This window comes from Pseudomonas massiliensis (assembly GCF_000826105.1).
GTDB classification, from domain to species: domain Bacteria; phylum Pseudomonadota; class Gammaproteobacteria; order Pseudomonadales; family Pseudomonadaceae; genus Aquipseudomonas; species Aquipseudomonas massiliensis.
Genome location: NZ_CCYK01000002.1, coordinates 53497 through 75311 on the forward strand (window position 1 = coordinate 53497; position 21815 = coordinate 75311).

The window sequence follows — 21815 nt, forward strand, 5'->3', positions numbered from 1 at the left end:
CCTGGCTTCAATCAGGAGCAACGATGAAAAGAAAGACAATCATGACCTTGGCGACCCTGCTTATCGCCGGTACCACTCAGGCGGCGGAGACGCTTAAGGTCGATGTCCACCGTGATGCCAATTGCGGGTGCTGCAAAGGCTGGATCAAACATTTGGAGGCTGAGGGCTTCACGGTAAATGACCAGGTGGAGCAAGACATGGCGGCTGTGAAGGGGCAGCTTGGTGTGCCACAGGGGCTGCGCTCGTGCCATACCGCCGTCATCAACGGTCGCTTTGTGGAAGGGCATGTGCCGGCAGAACAGCTCAAAGCGCTGAGCAAACGTACTGACCTGGTGGGGATTGCGGTCCCCGGCATGCCGCTGGGTTCGCCGGGCATGGAGCACGGCACTGCCCGGCACGCTTACAAGGTCATTGGGGTGACTGTTGCCGGACAGCAGGAAACGGTCGCAACGTATGACGCCAGGCCCTAAGGCTTCCATACAGGCGGCTCCTCAGGAGGAGCCGCCTGGTTCTTCTTGGAGGCTGAGCCAGGCTTAATGCACAGCCAGTAGGGCAACTATTGCATCGCCATGTCCACCTCCGGGCTCAGCGTACCCAGCCAGGCGATCAGCCCAAGAACAACGACTGCTGCAGCAAGCTCTGTGGCCATACTCCAACGCAAGGCCTTGGCGGCCCCGGTGTAGTCCCCGTGCCCAATGGAATGCTCAAGGTGAGGGCTGAGCCGAAAGCGGTTCAACGAGGCCAAACCAATCATTGCCGCAAACAGCACCAGTTTAGCCATCAGCAACCACCCGTACGTGGTATCAGCCAGGCTGTCCAACTGGGGGCCAACGATGAACAGGTAGTTGACTATCCCTGTGACCAGGATGGTCGCGACGATGACACCACCTGCCGATTCAAAGCCGGTCAGCGTCCGCGCCAAGATCTTCACAGAACCGTGGTTATCTACCTTTTTAGCTCGCAGCAGTAAGGCAAAGGCGACCAGAGCACCTACCCAGCCGCCTGCGGCAAACAAATGCACGATGTCGGTCGCAAAATGCCAGAAACGGCGACTTCCTTCGTCCATAGCACCGTGGCCTGTCCAGGCCAGTGTGGCCAAGGCAACCCCGCTGAGTGCTGTGACCACCCAAAGACTGCCTGTCGGGCTGCGGCTGGTTAGCAGGCCAGCGACCGCTATCATGGCAAGGGCCGCCATGCGTACGTCCCAGGAAAAACCCACCTCGGTTTCTGCCAGCATCATTTTGACATGAGGGAAAAGCTCCTCCCACTCAGTAGCACCACTCATGGCTTTAGCCATCTGCAACAGCGCGGCAAGGGACAGCAACGCTCCCAGCACGGCTGTCCCGGTGAGTAATAGCTTGAAGTTCAGCACCGCGCCTGACTGGCGCTCCGTTCCCCTCAAGCTGTACAGACCGAAAAGGGCCAAGCCAAACAACACCATCAGGTCGGTATAAAGCGCAAAACGAAGCGCGATGCTGAGTGGGTCGGCCATGCTTATTTCACCTTGAAGGTGACGTTGCCTGTAATGGGATGGGTATCGGACGAGACCGCGCGCCATTCCACCTTATAGCTGCCCGTTGTGAGCGGCGACGCTGGGGTAATGACCATCGTCTTAGGATCGCTGCCAGCGGCCACGCTTGCTTTTACCGGCATGGGGGAATTAGGCATGCCAGGCATGTCCGTCATGATCAGCTTGGCACCGGAAAACTGAGTGACCAAGTTCTCCGAGAAATGAAGCTCGACCTTCTCCGGCGCAGCACCATCGGCCCCTTGCGCAGGCGTGGAAGACACAAGCTTCGGATGGGCTTGAGCCAGGGCGCTTGCCAGCATGCCGGCAGCCAGAAGGGTGGCGATACCTGTGGACTTCAAGAGAGACATAAAACGCTCCTCACAGCGGATGGCTGTTCGATTGGGGGTAATTATTGGGTGAATGTAGCGGTTAGAACCACAGGCGCACGCCGAGGACCAGGCGGGCTTCACTACGATCCTCACCCTCGTCGCGGGCATAATCGGCCGTGTTCCCATATGACCGGTTCCAGGTCACACCGATGTAGGGGGCAAACTCGCGGCGGATTTCGTAGCGCAGTCGTACGCCGACTTCACTCTCGGCCAGACCCGCACCGGTACCCCTCTGTGGGTCATTCTTGCCGTAGAAATTGACCTCGGCAGTAGGCTGCAGGATGAGTCGATTGGTCAGAAGGATGTCGTAGTCACCTTCAAGCCGCATGGCTGTTTGGCCACCTTCGCCAACAAAGACCGTAGCCTCGGCTTCGAAGTTGTACAGCGCCAGACCTTGGAGACCAAAAGCGGCCCAGGTCTGTGGATCTCCTGGCTTGAAATCCTGGCGAACGCCTGTCACAACATCCCACCAGGGGCCAACGGCATGGCCCCACAGGGCCTGAACTTCCGCTTCTTCGGTTTTGCCATTGAGCCGCTCACCTTCCGAGCGCACCCACAGTCTGTCGATGTCGCCACCAGCCCAGCCGGTGAAATCCCAGTTCAGCGCACTGCCGCTGTCAGCGTCCTGCCATTCAAGCTGATCGAACAGAAGCATGTAGTTGACCGACTCATCATGCACCGTGTGGCCGGCGTCCGATTTATAAACGGCGGCGCGGTCCGCTGCGTTAATCGCTGGAATGGGCGTACGGCTCTGAGTCGGAGCAGGCTTTTGGGGGGACGAGGCCATGCCCGTCATGGAGTCATCCATGTCCTGCATCTGGCTGTGATCCATCCCCTGCATGGTGTCCTCCGCTGCCGCATAGGCAAATGGGGCCAGCATCAGACTTGCCGTGACCGCCAGACGCACCCCATTACGCGTTAGTAATGTGTCCATACCTGTTATTCCTCTACCCGGACTTCACGGAACATGCCCATCTCCATGTGGAACAGGAGGTGGCAGTGATAGGCCCAACGGCCTAGCGCATCCGCGGTGACTCGATAACTGCGTTTGGAGCCAGGAGGCATGTCAATCGTGTGCTTGCGCACCATGAAATTGCCGTTCTCGTCCTCGAGGTCGCTCCACATCCCGTGCAGGTGAATGGGGTGGGTCATCATGGTGTCGTTTACCAGGACCACGCGCACTCGCTCGCCATATTTCAATCGCAGGGGCTCAGCATCGGCGAACTTGACCCCATTGAATGACCAGGCGAATTTTTCCATATGGCCTGTGAGGTGCAGCTCGATCGTTCGCCCGGGCTCTCGGCCGTCCGGGTCTTCAAAGGTGCTTCGCAGGTCGGAATAGGTAAGCACCCGACGACCGTTATTGCGCAGGCCTAATCCGGGATCATCCAATTTTGGCGTAGGACTCATGGCCTGCATGTCAACCAAGGGATTGTCCTTCTCGGTAACCGGGTGGGCTTGCATCGGCATGTCACCCATGCCTGACATTCCCGCCATGCCGGCCATGTCTCCCATGGCCCCATGGTCCATGCCTGCCATTTTGCTATGGTCCATGCCCTGCATCTGCCCGCCGTCCATGCCCTGCATGGGTACGCCAGACATACTGTTCATGCCCTGCATGTCACCTGCGCCCATGGCGCCGTGATCCATGCCTTCCATGCCTTCCATGCTGCCCATGTCGCCCATCGAACCGTGATCCATACCGCCCATACCCATGTCGGCCATGGTCACCAGTGGCCGAGGATCAAGCGACGGTACGGGCGCTACGAGGCCTTCACGAACCGCCAGGGTGCCGCGTGCGAAACCAGTACGGTCCATCGACTGAGCAAACAAGGTGTAAGCCTGCTCGGTAGGCTCAACAATGACGTCATAGGTCTCGGCAACCGCGATGCGCAGCTCGTCAACGGTGACTGGCTTTACGTATTGCCCATCCGAGGCGACCACCGTCATTTTCAGGCCAGGGATACGCATGTCGAAATACGTCATGGAGGAGCCATTAATGAAGCGAAGCCGAATCTTTTCACCCGGGCGGAAAACGCCCGTCCAGTTCGTGTTCGGCGCGTGGCCATTCAGGAGATAGGTGTAGGTAGCCCCGCTCACATCGGCCAGGTCAGTGGGGTTCATCTTCATTTCAGCCCACATTTTTCGGTCAGCCACGGTCGCTGACCAGCCTTGCTTGTGGACATCCTCGATAAAATCGCCAACTGTGCGCTTGTTATAATTGTAGTAATCCGATTGTTTTTTCAGCTTTCGCATCAACGAAGCGGGGTCTTCGTCAGTCCAATCAGTCAGCATCACCACATAGTCGCGATCATACGTAAAAGGCTCGGGATCCTTGGCTTCAATCACCAATGGCCCATAAACCCCGGCTTGCTCTTGGAAACCGGAATGGCTGTGGTACCAGTAAGTGCCATTCTGCTTGACGTGGATTTTATAAACGTACATCCCGTCCGGCTCGATGCCGGCGAAGCTTAGTCCTGGTACACCGTCCATATTGGGGGGCAAAATAATACCGTGCCAATGGATCGATGTGTGATCGCGCAGCTTGTTGCGCACCCTAAGGGTTACAGTATCGCCTTCTTTCCAGCGCAATAGGGGCCCCGGAAGCCCACCGTTAATAACCATTGCCGTACGCGGTTTGCCGGTGATGTTTACAGGCATCTCACCGATTGAAAGATCAAAATCAGTGCCGGTAAGCGTGTTCAGTTGACCAGGCCCTGAAAGCGCCCACGACGGGTTTCGCCAGAGACCCAGGCCACCTAGAACCCCCATGGCCGTCAGGCCCTTGACGAAAGTGCGTCTCGACGTTTTCGATTGCATATATCTGCCTGATAGTTGGAAAATCTACTGCGGTTGCGCTTGAAAACAATACTTGAACGAATTCGTCTCAAAGAGTGGCACAGCCTAACCAACACAGCGATTACATTTCTGTAAGCTTGCCAGAGCGGTTAGCAGTGCTTTGGCTTCGCTTCTGGCCCTTCTTGCGCCACTTCCGGAGCCTCCTGCGAAGCGGCTTTAGCGTTATGGGCGGTCATGGCCGTCTCACGGGCTTCGGCCATGCGAGCAGATACCCGCTCACTCCCGCCTTCGGCAAGTGCCAAGGAAGATGCGCCCAGCGCGAGGGTAACGAGAAGAATTTTGACAGCATTCATAGGTAAATCCTCAGTTCAAGGTACCCGGTAAGGGCTAGCCCGTTCAGGTGGAGCGCGTTTGGCGCTGAGGCAATACTAAGGGCCTGTACCTTTCAGGCAGCTGAGGGGAAGATTACAGTATGGACAGCTATAACCAGCGCTTGGCCCACTGAGATGAAATGGTCAGCTTCAACGGCTGCGCTTTTTTTCGCGTAAACCTTACAGAAATGTAATCGTGGCAAACCCTACCAGTGCCCTTTTCTTAGCTACCCTTCGGAAGACGTCGGATATTCTTACTGCCGAAATCAATCGAATAACGCTCATTAAGAGGTCTACTATGCTTAACAAGCATCTAAGCGGTGTCGCTCTTACAAGTATTCTTTTCTTAAGTTCAGTTACTTTGTCGTTCGCTGACAACAACGATTCCCATGCTGCTTTTAATGAGAAAGGCGGTGCTGTCAATATGGCTTCGGCCACGACGGGTGGAGGTGCGTCCACAGAATACAAGCAAGCGATGGAGAAGATGAACAAAGGGATGATGAGTAGTATGGCGCCTGACCCGTCGAAAAGCTGGGCTCAGATGATGGTCGAACATCATCAAGGCGCCATCGACATGTCCAGGATTGTGCTTAAAAATACTCAAGATCCTGCTATTAAACAGATGGCTGAAAAAAATATACAAGAGCAAAGCAAAAGTATTGCGGAACTAAAATCCTGGCTGGGCAAACACTGACGATGACTGGTTTTTCGCAGCATGGTGATTTTTTTAGCGGGTCAGCGCGAGCAGAGCGGCTGAAATGCATAAAAAAATCACTCGGCTTTGACACCAAGCGGCTTCCTCGACTCTCCTTACAGGAATGAATCAAGGTCGAGGTGGTGGCTTGGAACTCATACGCATTTACCAGATTTGTGTATCCACCCAATGCGCAAGACTGACCGGCTTCGAGGCAAAAACCGCCCTCCTAAGGCGGTTTTTTTGTGCCTACGATTTGCCGGTCGCGATAGCAGTACCGCGCCATAGAACTGCTGCCGCGCCGACTATTGATGCAAGCCTGTGGTGACAGAACAGCCTTCATCCTGACGCTCTACGTCCTGATCGCCCGTAATGCTGGCGCGCGCTGTCGGCTCGGCAACCCTTCCGTGGTCTTTATGCTCCTTGCCGGGACCGGAACTCAAGCCGCCATGGCCTCGCAGGCCTGGGCGCAGGCGTGGCAGGCCTTGGCGCAATTCTGGCAATGGTCAGCGCCATGCTTGCCGCACTCCTCACCACAAGCTTTGCAGGCCTTCGCGCAAAGGGCACAGAGTTCCTTCGCTAGGGGGCTCTGGCGCGCCATCAGGCTCGCCGCAAGCTTGCACATATCGGCGCAGTCCCTGTCCAATTTTATGCAGTTAGCCATCATTTGAACATCCTGCTCTTGCAAGCAGGCTGAAGCGCAGCGTTCACAGGCCAGGGCGCAGCGCAGGCATTCTTCAATGCAATCATCATAACCACCGTTCATGAGTTATCTCCGAGGTTGACGGTCGATTCTCGCGTTTACATCCAAGGCCTTTTTCCAAGGCACATGAGGTCCGACTCAGCCTGGTGGTAGGGGTTTCTAGAGTTTAATTACGTTTCTGTAAGGTTGGGCTTGAGGTCCGCGCGCGCCATCGGGTGATGGGTAACCGGCAGATCCTATTGATGCTTTTTTTACATTCACGCCGCTATAGTGGCGCCCCTTGTTGGGGAGTAGCCTGCTCTAGACCTGATCTAGAGCGTTCGTGTCAACATTCTCGGCAGCATGCCGTGGCACGAACACCCTCTGGTTGGCGAGACCGACGATGCATCCATGCCTGAAGTCGGGCGTGTGGTTGTGTCGTTGACTCAAAGCCCGACTGGACGTTAACCGTGAGCCCCATTTCCCTTCTGTTCCTTGCCCTGGCGATGTCCACGGACGCTTTCGCAGCGGCCATTGGCAAGGGCGCAAGCCTCCATAAACCACGCTTTGCCGAAGCGCTGCGCACCGGCCTTATCTTTGGCGTGATTGAATCGATCACCCCCCTGGTAGGTTGGGTCATCGGGCAAGCCGCTGCCCAATACGTTGAAAACTGGGACCACTGGATCGCCTTCTTCCTCCTGTTGGCGCTGGGCGTGCACATGATCTACAACGGCCTCAAGCACGAGGAAGCCGAGGAAGAGAAGCCCAACCAGCACTCGTTTTTCATCCTGGCCGCGACGGCCGTTGCCACGAGTATTGACGCCTTAGCCGTCGGGGTTGGCTTGGCCTTCGTCAATGTGAACGTCCTGGTTGCCGCCTCGGCTATCGGTGTGGCCACGACGGTGATGGTCACGGTCGGCATGATGCTGGGCCGCGTGCTGGGAACGGTCGTGGGTAAACGAGCTGAGATCATCGGGGGTGTAGTGCTGATGGCGGTTGGGTCGACCATCCTTTATGAGCACTTGTCCGCGGTGTGACGAATAGCCACGCACGACAGCTCATGATGGTGTGGTGCGATCCTCCCTTCGGATAGCGACATAAAGACTTATGCGACTCCATCGTGGAAAACCCTGGCTGTGTCACCTGCGCAAAGCACTACCTGCAGCCGGGTCATAGCCCGATCGTAAGCAATGCCATAGGGCGGTAACCCTGTTCCTTGGCCTCAGGCGTAACTACCCGCAAGCGGCCCTTCAACACTGAACGCGCAGTAGTGAATGCTGCGCCTGTCCCCCTTGCGCCGGAAAATGCACGTATGTCATTCTTTATATAGGTAAGGGGGGTATGGTATGGGTCACTTGGCATCAAACAAAGACGATTTACTCAAGCGCGTCAAACGGATCGCGGGACAGATTCAAGCCATTGAAAGGGCACTGGAAGCCGATCATGACTGTGCAAAGACCCTTCATTTGGTGGCCGCCACCCGCGGGGCCATCAATGGGCTGATGGACGAAATCATTGAGGATCACGCCAGGGAGCACGTGGCGAACCCTGCACTGAGTGAGCAGGAACGCAATAAAGGCGTCGAGGAACTCTTAGAAGCCATTCGGCGCTACTCCAAGTGATGAACGCAGGCCTGAATATGAACAGCAGTACCCGATTTACACACGAGCACGTCTTCCTCGGATCAACACACGATGAAAATGCAAAACGCACCCTCTGGGTCGTGATGCTCACCGTCGTCATGATGATCGGAGAGATTGCAGCCGGGTACATCACCGGCTCCATGGCCCTGCTCGCGGATGGGTTTCATATGGCAACCCATGCCGGCGCCCTGGGTATCACTGCCGGCGCATACGCGTATGCCAAGCGCCATGCATCCAGCGCGCGCTATAGCTTTGGCACGGGCAAGGTGGGTGATTTGGGAGGCTTTGCCTCGGCCCTGATTTTGGGGCTGGTCGCCTTGGGGGTAGGCATAGAGTCCGTGATTCGCTTGCTCCAGCCTGCGGATGTTCAATTTGGAACCGCCACCCTCATCGCCATTGTGGGCCTGGCCGTGAACGTCCTCAGCGCGGTGTTGCTGGGGCACGGTCACCACCATGGTAATGACCATGACCACCACCACGACCATGACCACGCTCATCACAAGGCCCACCAAGGCACTGACAACAACCTTAGGTCTGCCTACGTACACGTCATCGCCGATGCCCTAACGTCTGTCCTGGCCATCGCCGCCCTACTGGCTGGGCGCTACCTCGGGTGGGTCTGGCTTGACCCGGCCATGGGTGTCGTCGGAGCCATTGTGATCGCACGGTGGGCATGGAGCCTGATGAGGGCGACCGCCAGTGTTCTACTGGATGAGACGGACCAGCACGTTGCGGCAGAAATCCGCGAGCTGGTTGAACAGCCCGGTGATGCCAAAATTACCGATCTGCATGTCTGGCGCGTTGGCCCAGAGGCTCATGCCGCCATTGTCAGCGTGCTTGGTGAATCCACCATGGACGCGGATAGCATCCGTGAACGGTTGAAGTCTGTCCACGAAGTCGGCCACCTCACTGTTGAGTATCGAGCCGTGTCGTCTACAGCGTAATTACCTTATCCATTACGGTAGCTGACCCAAAGAGCAACTACCCCCGCTGGAACGAAACCGCCTTTTAGGGCGGTTTTTTGTTTCTGTCAGATCGCTCAAATATTCGCTATCTCATATATCTGACAATGCGTATATTTGAATTCCCATATGTGATGGAGCCTGTCATGTCTGCCCTAACCGCCATGACCCCGACGGCGTTATTCAAATGTCTTGCCGACGATACCCGTACCAAAATCACCTTGCTGATCGTGAGCCAGGGCGAGTTGTGTGTCTGTGAGCTCACCGCCGCGCTCGACCTGAACCAGCCGAAGATTTCCCGTCACTTGGCCCTGCTGCGCTCGGCCGGCTTGCTGATGGACCGCCGCCAAGGCCAGTGGGTGTACTACCGCCTGCACCCTGAGTTGCCCGCGTGGGTCACCGCCGTGCTCAAGGACGTGGTGGACGCCAATCAGCAATGGCTGGAAACCGAGGCCAAACGCCTGTGCGGCATGAACGACCGTCCCGTCAATCAGGCCGTGTGCAGCTGAATCACGTCCCAACCGAGTGACCGAAATGCTGACTGCCGTACTGATCTTTATAGCCACTATCGTGCTCGTCATCTGGCAACCCAGGGGGCTGGGTGTAGGCTGGAGCGCAACCTTTGGCGCCGTGCTGGCCTTGCTGACCGGTGTGGTCAGCGTGGGCGACATCCCCCAGGTGTGGCACATCGTCTGGAATGCTACCGCGACCTTCATCGCGGTCATCATCATCAGCCTGCTGCTGGATGAGGCCGGCTTTTTCGAATGGGCCGCGTTGCATGTCGCGCGCTGGGGAGGCGGCAGCACACGCAAGTTGTTTGCGTTCATCATTCTGCTGGGCGCCGCGGTATCGGCCCTGTTTGCCAATGACGGCGCCGCGTTGATCCTTACCCCGATCGTCATCGCGATGCTCTTGGCGTTGCGCTTTTCCCCGGCCGCTACCCTGGCCTTTGTCATGGCGGCCGGCTTTATCGCGGACACGGCGAGCTTACCGTTGGTGGTGTCCAACCTGGTTAACATCGTCTCGGCGGACTACTTCAACATCGGTTTCAGCGAGTACGCCTCGATCATGGTCCCGGTGAACCTGGTGAGCGTGGCGGCGACCTTGCTGATGCTGCTGTGGTTCTTCCGCAAGGAGTTGCCCAATACCTACGACCTGGCGCAGCTGCATCACCCTGATGAGGCGATCCGCGACCGACCAACGTTCATGGCCGGCTGGTGGGTCTTGGCGGTGCTGCTGATCGGCTTCTTCGTGATCGAGCCGCTGGGCGTGCCGATCAGTGCCATCGCAGCGGTGTGCGCCTTCGTGTTGTATGTGATCGCGGCCCGGGGTCATGCGATCAACACCGGCAAGGTGCTCAAGGGCGCACCCTGGCAGGTGGTGATTTTCTCCCTGGGCATGTACCTGGTGATCTACGGCCTGAAAAACGCGGGCCTGACCGACTACATCGCGCACCTGCTCAACGTCTTTGCCGGCTACGGCCTCTGGGGCGCGTCGCTGGGCACCGGGCTGCTGACTGCCTTCCTGTCCTCGATCATGAACAACATGCCCACGGTGCTGGTCGGCGCCTTGTCCATCCATGCCGCCGAGGTCGATGGCGTGGTCCAGCAGGCCATGGTGTACGCCAACATCATCGGCTGCGACCTGGGCCCGAAGATCACGCCGATTGGCAGCCTGGCCACGCTGTTGTGGCTGCACGTGCTGGCCAAGCGGGGGATCACCATCAGCTGGGGTTACTACTTCAAGACCGGGATCGTGCTGACCCTGCCCATCCTCGTCGCCACCCTCTGTGCTTTGGCCTTGCGCCTGAGTTTCTGAATCAAGGAATCCTCTGATGAAAGTCCTGTTCATGTGCACCCACAACAGCTGCCGCAGCATCCTCTCCGAAGCGGTGTTCAACCACCTGGCCCCGGACGGCTTCGAAGCGGTCAGTTCGGGCAGTTTTCCCAGCGGTCGGGTCAACCCGCGCGCGCTGCACACACTGGAAGCTGCCGGCATTCCTACGGCCGGCTTGAGCAGCAAGGCGTCGGACGCCTTTGAAAGCGCGCCTCCGGACATCGTGATCACCGTCTGTGACCGGGCCGCTGGCGAAGCCTGTCCCCTCTTCTTCGGCCCCGCCTTGAAAGCGCATTGGGGCCTGGCCGATCCCTCGGAAGCCACCGGCTCGGAGGCTGACATCGACGCGGCATTCGCCACCACCCTGGCCAAGATCCAGGAACGCGTGCGCGCCTTCCTGGCGCTGCCCTTCGCAACGCTGAGCGAGGAGCAGTTGAAAGCCGAGCTGGGCCGTATCGGAACGCTTTGAAGATCAACCAGGGCTGTGCCCGCAGGACGCAGCCTTAGGAGAATGCCATGCAAGATACCTTACCCAACGTGCAGGCAGACCTGCTCGACCTCCCCACGCTGGAGCAGCTGACACCGGCCACCCCGTCGCGGCACAAGCCCCGGATTCTGCTCCTGTACGGCTCGACGCGGGAACGCTCGTTCAGCCGCCTGGTGACTCAGGAGGCGGCACGCCTGCTGGAAGAATTCGGCGCCGAAACCCGCATCTTCGATCCCTCCGGCCTGCCGCTGCCGGACGATGCCCCCGACTCCCACTCGAAGGTGCAGGAGCTGCGCGAACTGATGCAGTGGTCGGAAGGGCAGGTGTGGTGCTCGCCTGAACGGCACGGCGCGATGAGCGCGGTGTTCAAGGCGCAGATCGACTGGGTACCACTGACCCTCGGCGCAGTGCGGCCGACCCAGGGAAAGACCCTGGCCGTGATGCAGGTGTGCGGCGGCTCGCAGTCGTTCAACGTGGTCAACCAGCTGCGCGTGTTGGGCCGGTGGATGCGCATGTTCACCATCCCCAACCAGTCTTCGGTGGCCAAAGCCTTCACCGAGTTTGATGAGGCCGGCCGGATGAAACCCTCCTCCTATTACGACCGCCTGGTGGACGTGATGGAGGAGCTGATGAAGTTCACGCTGCTGCTGCGTGATCGCCAGGATTACCTGGTGGACCGCTACTCCGAACGCAAGGAGTCCGCTGAAGCGCTCTCCAAGCGCGTCAACCAGCGCTCCATTTAACGCGTGTTTACTGCGAGGTCCATCCCATGAGCCAGGTCACCATCTACCACAACCCGCAATGCGGCACCTCCCGCAATACCTTGGCGCTGATCCGCAACAGCGGCGAAGAGCCCACCGTGATCGAATACCTCAAGACCCCGCCGGATCGCGCAACCCTGGTCGGGCTGATCGAGGCGATGGGGACCGGCGCGCGACCGCTGCTGCGGATCAAGGGCACCCCTTACGAGGAACTGGGGCTGGACGATCCGGCCTTGACCGATGAACAGCTCATCGAGGCCATGCTCGAGCATCCCCTCCTGATCAATCGCCCGATCGTGGTCAGCCCTCTGGGCACCCGTCTGTGCCGGCCTTCCGAAGCGGTTCTGGACCTGCTGCCGCAGCCGCAACGTGGCCGCTTCGTCAAGGAAGACGGCGAGGTGGTCATCGATGAACACGGCCGCCGGGTCTGAAGCGAAGCAGGCAAGGCCAGGGGCGGTGAACGGGGAGGGGTAGCGTGGATCAAGCCAAAACCGTGGACGTGGTGGTCATTGGCGGTGGCCAATCGGGCCTCACCGTGGCCTATTTTTTGAAGCGCACCGGTCTGTCCTATGTGGTGCTCGATGCCGAGCCGGGCCCCGGTGGGGCCTGGCGTCATGGGTGGGCGTCGCTGCGGCTGTTTTCCCCTGCGGCCTGGAGCTCGATTGCCGGCTGGCCGATGCCCGCCGTGCCCGAGGGGACGCCGGGGCGCGACGAGGTGATTGACTACCTGACCCGCTATGAGCAGCGGTACGCCTTTCCCCTCCTGCATTCCACGCGGGTGACCCGGGTGGAAAAGATCGCGGGGGGATTGCGGGTCGTTTCACAGGACCGTGTCTGGGACGCCAAGGCCGTCATCAGTGCCACCGGCACCTGGAGCCGCCCGGTCATCCCGGCCTATCCAGGGCAAGCGCTGTTCGAAGGCCAGCAGCTGCACTCGGCGCACTACGTTGAACCGCGTGCGTTCGAAGGAAAGACCGTGCTGGTCGTCGGTGGGGGCAACTCGGGTGCCCAGATTTACGCGGAAGTGTCGAAGGTCGCCCAGGCGACCTGGGTAACGCAGGCGCCGCCCAATTACCTGCCCGATGAGGTCGATGGCCGTGTGCTGTTTGAGCGAGCCACCGCGCGGTTGAAAGCCCAGCAAGCGGGCCAGGAACCGCCGCCGCTCACCGGCGGGCTGGGCGACATCGTGATGGTGCCGCCGGTCAAGGACGCCCGCGAACGCGGAGTGCTGCACGCGGTACGGCCCTTCACCCGGTTCACCTCAACCGGCGTGGTCTGGCCCTCGGGTGAGGAGACGCCGGTAGATTCGGTCATCTGGTGCACCGGCTTCTCCCCGGCGCTCGACCACCTGGCCAGCCTGGGGATCGTGGGCCCGGACGGCAAGATCGCGGTGGCCGAAAACCGGAGCGTAGCGCTACCCGCTCTGTGGCTGGTGGGCTATGGCGACTGGACAGGGCTCGCCTCCGCGACCTTGATCGGGGTGACCCGGACCGCTCGGGACGTGGTCAGGCAGGTGCAGCACGACCTTACCGGGGCCGACTGATGCCTGCCCTGTCCCTGTCAAGACGCCGTCACGCAACCTTGATAGGGGCACTGGGCTGCAACCAGATCCTGGCGTGGGGCTCGACCTTTTACCTGCCAGCTGTATTGGCGGTGCCGGTGGCCCATTCGCTGAGCGCCTCGGTGCCTGCGGTGGTGGGGGCCCTGTCCTGGGCCCTGCTGGTGGCTGGCGTGTGCGCACCGCTGGTGGGCCGGACCATTGATAGATTCGGGGGCAAGTGGGTGCTGGCCAGCAGCGCGGTCTTGCTGGCCCTGGGGCTGACGGCCCTGTCGTTTGCCTGCGGTTTGATCGCCTACTATGCCGCCTGGACCGTGCTCGGGCTGGGCATGGCCGCCGGGCTGTATGACGCGGGGTTTGCCACCCTGGGACGCCTGATGGGTTCACGGGCCAGGTCCTCGATAACCGGCCTGACCCTGATCGCCGGCTTCGCCAGTACGGTGGCCTGGCCTTTCCTCGCGGCCATGGAAGCGAACCAGGGGTGGCCGGCCACCTGCCGGGTGCTGGCCATTATCCACCTGCTGGTCGGCCTGCCGCTTCACCTGTTCACGGTGCCGTCGCCGGCGCCAAGACCACCGGCCGCGGCCACCGCGACCCATGCCACCGACGCGCAAGCCGGTCCCCAATTAGCCTGGATCGCGGTGCTGTTCACCCTGCATGCTTTCGTGATGTCGGCCCTGGCGGTCAACCTGCTAGTCATCCTGCAGGGCCAGGGTATCCCGGCAGCCTTGGCGGTAACGCTCGGCGCGCTGATGGGGCCTTCGCAGGTAGTCGCCCGAGTGCTCGAATATGTCTTTGGTCGCCAGGCGCACCCGGTCTGGATCGCGCGGTTAGGGATGCTGGCCTGTATCGCCGGCCTGCTGGGCCTGGGGCCGGGCCTGGTGACGCTGTCCCTGCTCGCCGTCGTCGCCTTCGGTGGGGGCAATGGGATCATGACGATTGCCAGGGGCACCGTGCCGCTGACCCTGCTGGGCAGCGCCAAACTGGGCAGCCACCTGGGGTTGATCGCGCGCCCGGTGCTGATCGCCCAGGCAGCGGCGCCGCTGGTCTGTGCGTACCTCCTGGAGCAACTGGGCCCGCGCGGGCTGATCGGGATTCTGGCCGGCCTTTTGGGCCTGGGCGCAGTGGTGGCGTTCGCCCGGTTACGGGCTTTCGAACCGACGCAGGTCTGACGGCCCAGGTGTGCCGGGGCGGCCTACCGGGGACTACCCTCCAGCTCAGGGAACAGCACCGGCTCCAACGGTGGGGTCAACAGGCACAGCCCGCGCCGCCAGTAGCCCACGTCGTGCCATTTGCCGAGCTTGAAGCCCACTTCCGGGTAGGTACCGATGTGCACGAAGCCCAGCGTTTCGTGCAGCCCAACGCTGCCCTCATTGGGCTGCGCAATGCCGGCGTAAGCGGCCCGAAACCGCTGCTGCTCAAGCAGGGGCAGCAACGTTTCATAGAGTTGCCGGCCGATGCCCTGACGGCGCGCCGATTCGGCGATGTACACCGTCACGTCCACGGCCCAGCGGTAGGCTGGGCGAGCGCGGTGTTGGCTGGCGTACGCGTATCCCTTGATGACCCCGTCCTCCTCGGCTACCAGGTAGGGGTAGGTCTGAAGCGTGGTCACTATCCGCTGGGCCATTTCCTCGACGGTCGGAGGGACCTCTTCAAAGGAAATCGCCGTGTCCAGAACCACCGGCGCGTAAATACGCTGGATGGCGGCCGCGTCTGTTGCTACCGCCGTACGAATGCTCAAAGCCACTGTAGGTCGTCCCTGATTGAAAACCGGAACGGTACCTTTTTTAGATCGCTTTGAGCATGAAATCCTATTGATGGGCTTCGCGGTCCACGACCTGTTAACCTTCGGAGAAGCCCACAGTCCTCCCCGGCGACTCCCAACAGGGCAATCCGAACTTCGACAGAGGTTTCTCCCGCCGTCCTGCTGATAAATGCCCTTGAATTCTTAATAGCTAGCAGCTATTACCTGCCCGGTCGGCCATTGATCTCCGTCGTAAGGGCATAGTGTGCAAAAAGAAACGCTTGAGCAGAACCAGATTCCTATCTACTTCTTGGCGGTCATTGCCGCCGCCATGGGCGGCTTACTGGCGCCTGTAGCATCACAGAGCCTGAGCGCTTGGGTTACACCGTCTATCGCAGCGTTGATGTACGCAATGTTTTTACAAATTCCGTTCCTGGAATTGCGCAACGGGCTGGGTGACAGACGCTTTATGGCAACGTTGCTCACTGCCAATTTCGTGGTCATACCCTTGCTGGTCTGGAGCTTGAGTCAGGGCTTGGCCGATCACCCTGTAATCAGGGTCGGCGCGCTGCTGGTGCTGCTCACTCCATGCATTGATTACGTTGTGGTGTTCACGCACATAGGTAAGGGAGATTCGAAGTTAACGCTCGCAGCGACGCCAATCTTGCTACTGCTCCAGCTACTACTCCTACCAGTGTATCTGGCCGTCATGATTGGAGAAAGCAGCGAGGTTGTCATCACCGTTGGGCCCTTTGCGGAGGCCTTCCTGGTGTTGATTGTGCTGCCCTTGATTCTCGCAGTGATCACCGCCGCGCTGGTGAGAAAATCCAGCGTCGTGGCGAGCTGGAACACTGCTTGGGCGTGGATGCCTGTTCCTGCCATGGTGGCGGTACTGATAGCAGTCATCGGTTCCCAGATCGCTTATGTGGTGCGTGACTTCAACAGCCTTCTTCCGGTAATCCCGGTGTATCTGGGCTTCATGCTGCTGGCCCCCGTGGTAGGCGCCGTGGTGGCTAAAGCATTTGGGCTGGGCGCCTCAAGTGCCAGGTCAGTGGTATTTAGTAGCGCTACCAGGAACTCGCTGGTAGTGCTGCCTCTGGCGTTGGCGCTGCCGGAAAATATTCGAACGCTTGCGGCAGCAGCGATCATCACGCAAACACTGATGGAGTTGATAGCTGAGCTCTTCTATATCAGACTCGTGCCTGCTTTGGTAAGGCCGCGGGCATAGGTCAGGCACACATCGACAGTACAACATTCAAGGTGATGGCCTGGCCGGTGATGCTCCAGCCAGGTGCCTTACCAAACCAGAGCAACTCGTGTTGCTGGTTATGGAGAACCTAATTCAAAGCACGTTATTGCAACCATGCTTCGACGGCTTCCGAACCGTACTCGGTTTTCCACGCCTTGAGTGTTTTATGATTGCCCCCTTTGGTCTCAACGATTTCACCGGATTCCGGGTGCCGGTAACGCTTCACTTGGCGTGCTTTGCGGGTGAACGCTTTAGTCTGAGCCGGAGCACGCTGAAACGCTTGCGGGTCGAGAATCGCAATAATGTGCTTCAGGCTAAAATTATACTCGCCTAGCAATTCCCGCAATTTTTGCTCAAATTCAACTTCACGCTGCAAACCTTCATCATTCTTCATGCTCTCGAGCTCAGCAAGCTGAGCGGCCAGCTTTTGTTCTAACGCGCGGTATTCGGCAAGACGTGACATTTTTTGCTATCCACTGGACTTCAGGAGGGTTTCAGTATAGGGACAGGAAAATGCCCTGCCAACTTGATTATAAGTCCAGGCGTATACACGGTGAACCACTCCATTTCGTGGTGAGCCAAATTCACCGCTACGTCGATCAGGGGCCCACCCAAAGAAGCCATGGTGCTTTATCCGGCACGACCAGTTTCAGATCACCCCAGACCTGTAGTGCCCCGTAGCGAATATCTTCAATAAGCGCAGGTTGAGGCCGTACGTGACCGCGTGCCGCCGTCACGCTTGCAATGGGTTCAACAGCTACGCTGCTGACCAATCCGGCGATACTGCCGGGTAGGGGGCCGGTCTTTGCTACCTGGAGTACAGCGATTTAAATGAGACAGGAATATCTCGTAGTCGCTGTTATGAAGCAGATTAAGCTCAACGGCTTGGGCCAGGACCCCTTTAAAGCTTTCGTGCCACTCCTGATTTTGAAGGAGAGCACGGTCAAGACCCGGTCCAATAGCTTGACTGTGTTAACAGTGTGTCGACCTGAGATTTGTTCTTTGCACGTGTAGAAAAAATACCTGACGCGCTGTGGATACAGTACGTTCGGATCATTCATGTACTCAGAGAGGATATTTATCTGGTCGGGGGACAGGGTCATTAATTAAATCGCCAGGAATGCTAAGGGAGTGAGCTTCTTTTCCAAGAGTCTAGCATCACACTAAATGGGAAGTCTTCCATATCTTCAGGCTTTAGCCAATGTTCTCGTGCCGCGAATATGGCTTAATTATCTTGAGATCTTAATACCACGTATACGGGGTCATCAGTCGATATGATAGTCCATCGTATAATGAGCGCAGCAGCTGCTATGGCAGCTACCATAGCGACTACTATTCAGTTATAGCGCGGGCCTTATCCAGGTCAGGGGCTGTCAGCTTGTACTGGATGCCTGGCGGCACATTCAGGCTACCAACGTGGCCGGCTTGGCAGAAGGCATCACCGACGCAAGAGGTCGTGCCGGCGGCCCGGGTCACCTCGACCTTAGGCCCTTGATTACGGCATTGGCGTTAACAGGTGACACATTGGAATCAGCCAATGGAGCCTGTCAGCTGAGCGGTGATCCGTGTACCTGAGCAAAACTTAGTCGAAAAGCTCCTGTAAAAAGGACTTCTTGCGATAAGGCTGCTGCCCTTCATGCTTGCCTTGGCTTTGATGTCCGTGCTGATTCTGGTGACCGCTCTGGTAGCTGTCCCGCCATCCGCCCCCCTGACTGGGCTGCGGATCAGAACAGCCATGCTTATTGCCAGGTTGAGCAGCAGGCGAATGCGCATACCCCGGTTCTGATAGGGGCGCGTCTTGCCTTGATGACGCTGCGCTTTGTGGCAGAAAACGAGCCTCCAGCTGCTGACTACGCTCGATGATCTTGTCGAGCTCCCCCCGGTCAAGCCAGACGCCCCGGCATTGAGGGCAGTAGTCTATCTCAACATTCTGACGGTCTGTCATGACCAACGATACGTCTTTGCAAACAGGGCACTGCATGGTTCTCTCCTTCAGCGAATACGCTGTCTAAACCGCAGCTGTCGTGTCACCGACGCAAGAGCCGCAGACCATTGAACACGACGAGCAGGCTCGCTCCCATGTCGGCGAAGACTGCCATCCATAAGGTGGCGATGCCCGACAGAGCCAGTGCTAGAAAGACAACTTTTATCCCCAATGCCAGCGTGATGTTTTGCTTCAAAATGGAAGCGGAGCGACGACTAAGCCGAATGAAATCAGCGATCTTGCGTGGGTCATCATCCATGATTGCGACATCCGCGGTTTCAAGGGCCGTGGCTGTCCCAGCGGCTCCCATGGCGAAACCGATATCGGACTGCGCCAAAGCAGGGGCGTCGTTCACACCGTCCCCGACCATCCCAATGTGGCCATATCGACGTTTGAGCTCAGCGACTGCGGTCTGCTTGTCCTCTGGCATGAGATTTCCGCGTGCATCGGTAACACCTAACTGATCAGCGATCGACTTCGCCGTCGCGGGGTTGTCACCCGTCAGCATCACCGGGACAACGTTCAACGCCTTCAGCGCAGCGACAGCTTCGAAGCTCTCGGGTCGAACGGTATCCGCGACCCCGAATATTGCAGCGGGACCTTCAGCACCACACAGCACGATGACCGTTTTGCCCGCATTTTCGAGCCGTGAAAGCCTGGCCTCGAGCGCCGGAGAGCACACTCCCAGTTCTTCAACCAATCGGTGATTACCCAGGTGCCACAGTTGGCCATCAATGAAGCCTTTCACGCCTCGTCCATTCAGCACACTGAAGTCGCTGACAAGCAGGGTCGAAACGCCAGGTTGCTGGGTCTTCCACCCATTGACCAGTGCTTTCGCTACGGGGTGAGTACTCTGTTCGTCCAGACTGGCCGCGATCAACGTGGCCTTTTCGATCGGCAGGTCACTGAAGGTTTCCGCGTCCGTTAAAACAGGCTTGCCCTGGGTCAACGTGCCGGTCTTGTCCAAGGCAACCACTTTCAGCAGCCGACCGCTTTCAAGGTACACCCCCCCCTTGATCAGGATGCCGGAGCGGGCAGCTGCGGCAAGGCCACTTACCACGGTGATAGGCGTGGAGACGACCAGGGCACAAGGGCAAGCAATGACCAGCAGGACAAGGGCCTCATACAGCCACCCCCCCCAGGTGCCCCCCAGCAGCAACGGCCCTAAAACAGCGACCAAGAACGCTACCAACACGACCGCCGGTGTGTAGTAACGCGCGAACTGATCCACAAATCTCTGCGTAGGTGCCCGCTGGGACTGTGCGTCCTGGATCGCGGCAGCGATCCGGGCAAGGGTGCTTTGGCCTGCTACTGCGGTGACCGTAGCCTCAACGATGCCGTCGGTCACGATACTGCCCGCATAAAGCGGATCGCCAACCACCTTGTCCACGGGGAGGCTTTCACCGGTAATAGGGGCTTGGTCGAGGGCTGCACGACCAGACTCCACCGTCGCATCCAATGGCACCCGTGATCCAGTGCGAACACGGATGCGGCTGCCAAGCGCGACAGCTCCGACAAGCTGCTCTTTCCAGCCCCCTTCGCCCATGACTTCCGCAGTCTCTGGGGCCAATGCGGTCAATGATTTGATCGCGTTACGCGCTCGCTCAAGCGACAGTGCTTCGATGGCTTCGGCAATGGCGAACAGGAAAACCACCATCGCGGCTTCCGGCCATTTACCAATCACGACGGAGCCCAGGACAGCCAAAGACATCAAGAAGTAGATGTTCAGGGTGAAATTCTTCACCGCGATCCATCCCTTCCTGAGGGTAGGCACACCGGCGGCAAGAATGGACACAGCAGCCAAACCCATCACGGGCCATGAGCCTTCCTGCCCCGTTGTCCAGGCGATGGCTTCAGCGGCCACAGCCGCGACGCCGCTGACAGCCAGCAGCCCTTTCAATCTCTTCGTCAGCGCCGGCGGGGCAGCTATTGGCGGGGCTCCAGCCTCGATAAGGGTAGGGCCCATGTCCAGCGCAACCAAAGCGCTGACAATCGCTTGCGGATCATCCAGCCGATGATGCACGGTCAACTCGCGACTCAGTAGATTGAAATCGAGCCGGGCGATGCCGGGCATCGGCTCCAGCCGATTACGAATCAGCCGCTCTTCTGTCGGGCAGTCCATCTTGTCGATGCGGTACCGGACCTGAGTAGTCCCTTCAGGGCCTGGAGTCACGGAACGTGGGACGATCGCTTCCGCTGCGTGCGCTCCCTGGGAACAGCAGGTATCCGCCCCGGCGGTCCCATGTGCATCGTCATGGTCATGGTCATGGTCGTCTGTGCACTGACCGTGGCCGTGACTTGAATCGTCGGTGCACGCCCGCTCTAACGTGCTGCCCTCAGCCGGGCAGCACGGACCGGTAGGAGCTGCACCGACAGGGTCATGGAGATGCACGAAGGAGCTTTTAGCCGGCAGCTTCACCAGGGAATCGCGCTTGGAATTCGCACCACAACATTTGTCCTGCTCAGGAACGGGACGCAGCGTCGACGAAGGCTTATTTTCTTGGCTCATAAGGCGCCTGCTAACAAGGAAATAAGGCCATTCAACAGCCTGTAGTAGCTACAGGGTCAAGCAAAATCGAAGATTACCTGTCTCGCACTGCACTGATGTGAAAAAGGTACCGCGCCGCGAGTGCAAGGAAGCCACGCGCAGCGGTAGGTCAGCGATGTGCTGGAGGCAATCAACGCGCGGGGTAATCAGCTACTACCTCCTGCTCACCCGACTTTTTTAATCCGAGGACCTGGTAGGCACTTTTGCGCTCACCCGCTTCCATGCCGGGCGAGCCCATCGGCATGCCTGGGGCGGCAACACCGACGAGGTCGGTCCGACTGGCAAGTTCTGCAATTTGCTGTACCGGTACGTGCCCTTCGATAAATTTCCCCTCCGTTACGCCTGTGTGGCACGACATAAGCTTTTCAGGCACGCCAAGCTTGGCCTTCACAGCGCTCATGTTTTCCTCTAAATGGTCATTTACCGTGAAGCCATTGTCCCGGAGGTAAGCAATCCACTTGGAGCAGCAGCCACAATTGGGATCCCTGTACACATCAATCAACTGAGCAGTACTGGCCTGTGCGATTGACGCGGTAAACAGCACCGTGAGTAATGCTACACGTGGTCCAGCGCTAACAAGATCTTTGAATTTCATAGC

24 protein-coding genes and 1 riboswitch are annotated in these 21815 nt (G+C 58.8%); of the genes, 13 read left to right on the forward strand and 11 right to left on the reverse strand.

Features of this window, described 5'->3' with window-relative positions; all coding sequences use genetic code 11:
- The first annotated feature begins 23 nt into the window (after window positions 1-23).
- Complete coding sequence (locus tag BN1188_RS00295) at window positions 24-470, forward strand: DUF411 domain-containing protein (RefSeq protein ID WP_040259178.1); 447 nt, start codon at window positions 24-26, stop codon at window positions 468-470.
- A gap of 86 nt (window positions 471-556) precedes the next feature.
- Here the strand turns inward: BN1188_RS00295 and copD are convergent, their stop codons facing one another.
- The 5 genes from copD to BN1188_RS00320 form a co-directional block, all read right to left on the reverse strand.
- The gene (copD, locus tag BN1188_RS00300) at window positions 557-1492 is read right to left on the reverse strand and encodes a copper homeostasis membrane protein CopD (RefSeq protein ID WP_040259179.1); all 936 of its coding nucleotides are present in this window, start codon (window positions 1490-1492) and stop codon (window positions 557-559) included.
- Window positions 1493-1494: 2 nt separating this feature from the next.
- Complete coding sequence (copC, locus tag BN1188_RS00305; RefSeq protein WP_040259180.1) at window positions 1495-1878, reverse strand: copper homeostasis periplasmic binding protein CopC; 384 nt, start codon at window positions 1876-1878, stop codon at window positions 1495-1497.
- 61 nt (window positions 1879-1939) lie between these two features.
- Window positions 1940-2779 (reverse strand): copper resistance protein B, encoded by an 840-nt coding sequence (locus BN1188_RS00310; protein ID WP_052469087.1) that lies wholly within the window; start codon window positions 2777-2779, stop codon window positions 1940-1942.
- 59 nt (window positions 2780-2838) lie between these two features.
- The gene (locus BN1188_RS00315) at window positions 2839-4719 is read right to left on the reverse strand and encodes a copper resistance system multicopper oxidase (RefSeq protein ID WP_040259182.1); all 1881 of its coding nucleotides are present in this window, start codon (window positions 4717-4719) and stop codon (window positions 2839-2841) included.
- 128 nt (window positions 4720-4847) lie between these two features.
- Window positions 4848-5051 (reverse strand): co-regulatory protein PtrA N-terminal domain-containing protein, encoded by a 204-nt coding sequence (locus tag BN1188_RS00320; protein WP_040259183.1) that lies wholly within the window; start codon window positions 5049-5051, stop codon window positions 4848-4850.
- A gap of 316 nt (window positions 5052-5367) precedes the next feature.
- On the opposite strand from BN1188_RS00320, the gene BN1188_RS00325 reads away from it, so the two are divergent.
- Window positions 5368-5763, forward strand: coding sequence for a DUF305 domain-containing protein (locus BN1188_RS00325; protein WP_040259184.1), 396 nt, complete (start codon window positions 5368-5370; stop codon window positions 5761-5763).
- A 439-nt stretch (window positions 5764-6202) separates the two neighbouring features.
- Here BN1188_RS00325 and BN1188_RS00330 read toward each other — a convergent pair whose 3' ends face one another.
- Window positions 6203-6529, reverse strand: coding sequence for a four-helix bundle copper-binding protein (locus tag BN1188_RS00330; RefSeq protein WP_084596107.1), 327 nt, complete (start codon window positions 6527-6529; stop codon window positions 6203-6205).
- A gap of 213 nt (window positions 6530-6742) precedes the next feature.
- Window positions 6743-6908, forward strand: a riboswitch (yybP-ykoY riboswitch).
- A 7-nt stretch (window positions 6909-6915) separates the two neighbouring features.
- Here BN1188_RS00330 and mntP point away from each other — a divergent pair.
- From mntP to BN1188_RS00380, 10 genes are all read left to right on the forward strand, one after another.
- Complete coding sequence (gene mntP, locus BN1188_RS00335; protein ID WP_040259186.1) at window positions 6916-7482, forward strand: manganese efflux pump MntP; 567 nt, start codon at window positions 6916-6918, stop codon at window positions 7480-7482.
- A gap of 309 nt (window positions 7483-7791) precedes the next feature.
- The gene (locus tag BN1188_RS00340; protein WP_040259187.1) at window positions 7792-8067 is read left to right on the forward strand and encodes a metal/formaldehyde-sensitive transcriptional repressor; all 276 of its coding nucleotides are present in this window, start codon (window positions 7792-7794) and stop codon (window positions 8065-8067) included.
- A gap of 17 nt (window positions 8068-8084) precedes the next feature.
- The gene (gene dmeF, locus BN1188_RS00345) at window positions 8085-9032 is read left to right on the forward strand and encodes a CDF family Co(II)/Ni(II) efflux transporter DmeF (protein WP_040259257.1); all 948 of its coding nucleotides are present in this window, start codon (window positions 8085-8087) and stop codon (window positions 9030-9032) included.
- Window positions 9033-9214: 182 nt separating this feature from the next.
- A complete protein-coding gene (locus BN1188_RS00350) occupies window positions 9215-9559 on the forward strand; it encodes a metalloregulator ArsR/SmtB family transcription factor (RefSeq protein ID WP_040259258.1) in 345 nt (114 codons plus the stop codon).
- 25 nt (window positions 9560-9584) lie between these two features.
- On the forward strand, window positions 9585-10868 hold the full coding sequence (locus BN1188_RS00355; RefSeq protein ID WP_040259188.1) for an arsenic transporter: 1284 nt from the start codon (window positions 9585-9587) through the stop codon (window positions 10866-10868).
- A gap of 16 nt (window positions 10869-10884) precedes the next feature.
- On the forward strand, window positions 10885-11355 hold the full coding sequence (locus BN1188_RS00360; protein ID WP_040259189.1) for an arsenate reductase ArsC: 471 nt from the start codon (window positions 10885-10887) through the stop codon (window positions 11353-11355).
- 47 nt (window positions 11356-11402) lie between these two features.
- Window positions 11403-12116, forward strand: a complete 714-nt coding sequence (gene arsH, locus BN1188_RS00365; RefSeq protein WP_040259190.1) for an arsenical resistance protein ArsH — start codon at window positions 11403-11405, stop codon at window positions 12114-12116.
- 26 nt (window positions 12117-12142) lie between these two features.
- Window positions 12143-12565, forward strand: coding sequence for an arsenate reductase (glutaredoxin) (gene arsC, locus BN1188_RS00370; protein ID WP_040259191.1), 423 nt, complete (start codon window positions 12143-12145; stop codon window positions 12563-12565).
- 44 nt (window positions 12566-12609) lie between these two features.
- Complete coding sequence (locus tag BN1188_RS00375; RefSeq protein ID WP_040259192.1) at window positions 12610-13677, forward strand: ArsO family NAD(P)H-dependent flavin-containing monooxygenase; 1068 nt, start codon at window positions 12610-12612, stop codon at window positions 13675-13677.
- Complete coding sequence (locus BN1188_RS00380) at window positions 13677-14864, forward strand: MFS transporter (protein ID WP_040259193.1); 1188 nt, start codon at window positions 13677-13679, stop codon at window positions 14862-14864. Before BN1188_RS00375 ends, BN1188_RS00380 begins: the two co-directional genes overlap by 1 nt.
- A gap of 23 nt (window positions 14865-14887) precedes the next feature.
- Here the strand turns inward: BN1188_RS00380 and BN1188_RS00385 are convergent, their stop codons facing one another.
- Window positions 14888-15439, reverse strand: coding sequence for an arsinothricin resistance N-acetyltransferase ArsN1 family B (locus BN1188_RS00385; RefSeq protein WP_040259194.1), 552 nt, complete (start codon window positions 15437-15439; stop codon window positions 14888-14890).
- A gap of 262 nt (window positions 15440-15701) precedes the next feature.
- On the opposite strand from BN1188_RS00385, the gene BN1188_RS00390 reads away from it, so the two are divergent.
- The gene (locus BN1188_RS00390; RefSeq protein ID WP_040259195.1) at window positions 15702-16664 is read left to right on the forward strand and encodes an arsenic resistance protein; all 963 of its coding nucleotides are present in this window, start codon (window positions 15702-15704) and stop codon (window positions 16662-16664) included.
- A gap of 124 nt (window positions 16665-16788) precedes the next feature.
- On the opposite strand, the gene BN1188_RS00395 is transcribed toward BN1188_RS00390, so the two are convergent.
- The 4 genes from BN1188_RS00395 to BN1188_RS00415 form a co-directional block, all read right to left on the reverse strand.
- Window positions 16789-17148: a histone-like nucleoid-structuring protein, MvaT/MvaU family gene (locus tag BN1188_RS00395; RefSeq protein WP_040259196.1), complete on the reverse strand. Its 360-nt coding sequence runs from the start codon at window positions 17146-17148 to the stop codon at window positions 16789-16791.
- A gap of 1119 nt (window positions 17149-18267) precedes the next feature.
- Window positions 18268-18666 (reverse strand): TFIIB-type zinc ribbon-containing protein, encoded by a 399-nt coding sequence (locus tag BN1188_RS00405; protein ID WP_040259198.1) that lies wholly within the window; start codon window positions 18664-18666, stop codon window positions 18268-18270.
- A 46-nt stretch (window positions 18667-18712) separates the two neighbouring features.
- Entirely contained in the window at window positions 18713-21178 is a 2466-nt protein-coding gene (locus tag BN1188_RS00410; protein ID WP_232430876.1) for a heavy metal translocating P-type ATPase, read from the reverse strand.
- Between the two features lie 169 nt (window positions 21179-21347).
- Window positions 21348-21812: a DUF411 domain-containing protein gene (locus BN1188_RS00415; RefSeq protein WP_040259199.1), complete on the reverse strand. Its 465-nt coding sequence runs from the start codon at window positions 21810-21812 to the stop codon at window positions 21348-21350.
- Between the last annotated feature and the right edge of the window lie 3 nt (window positions 21813-21815).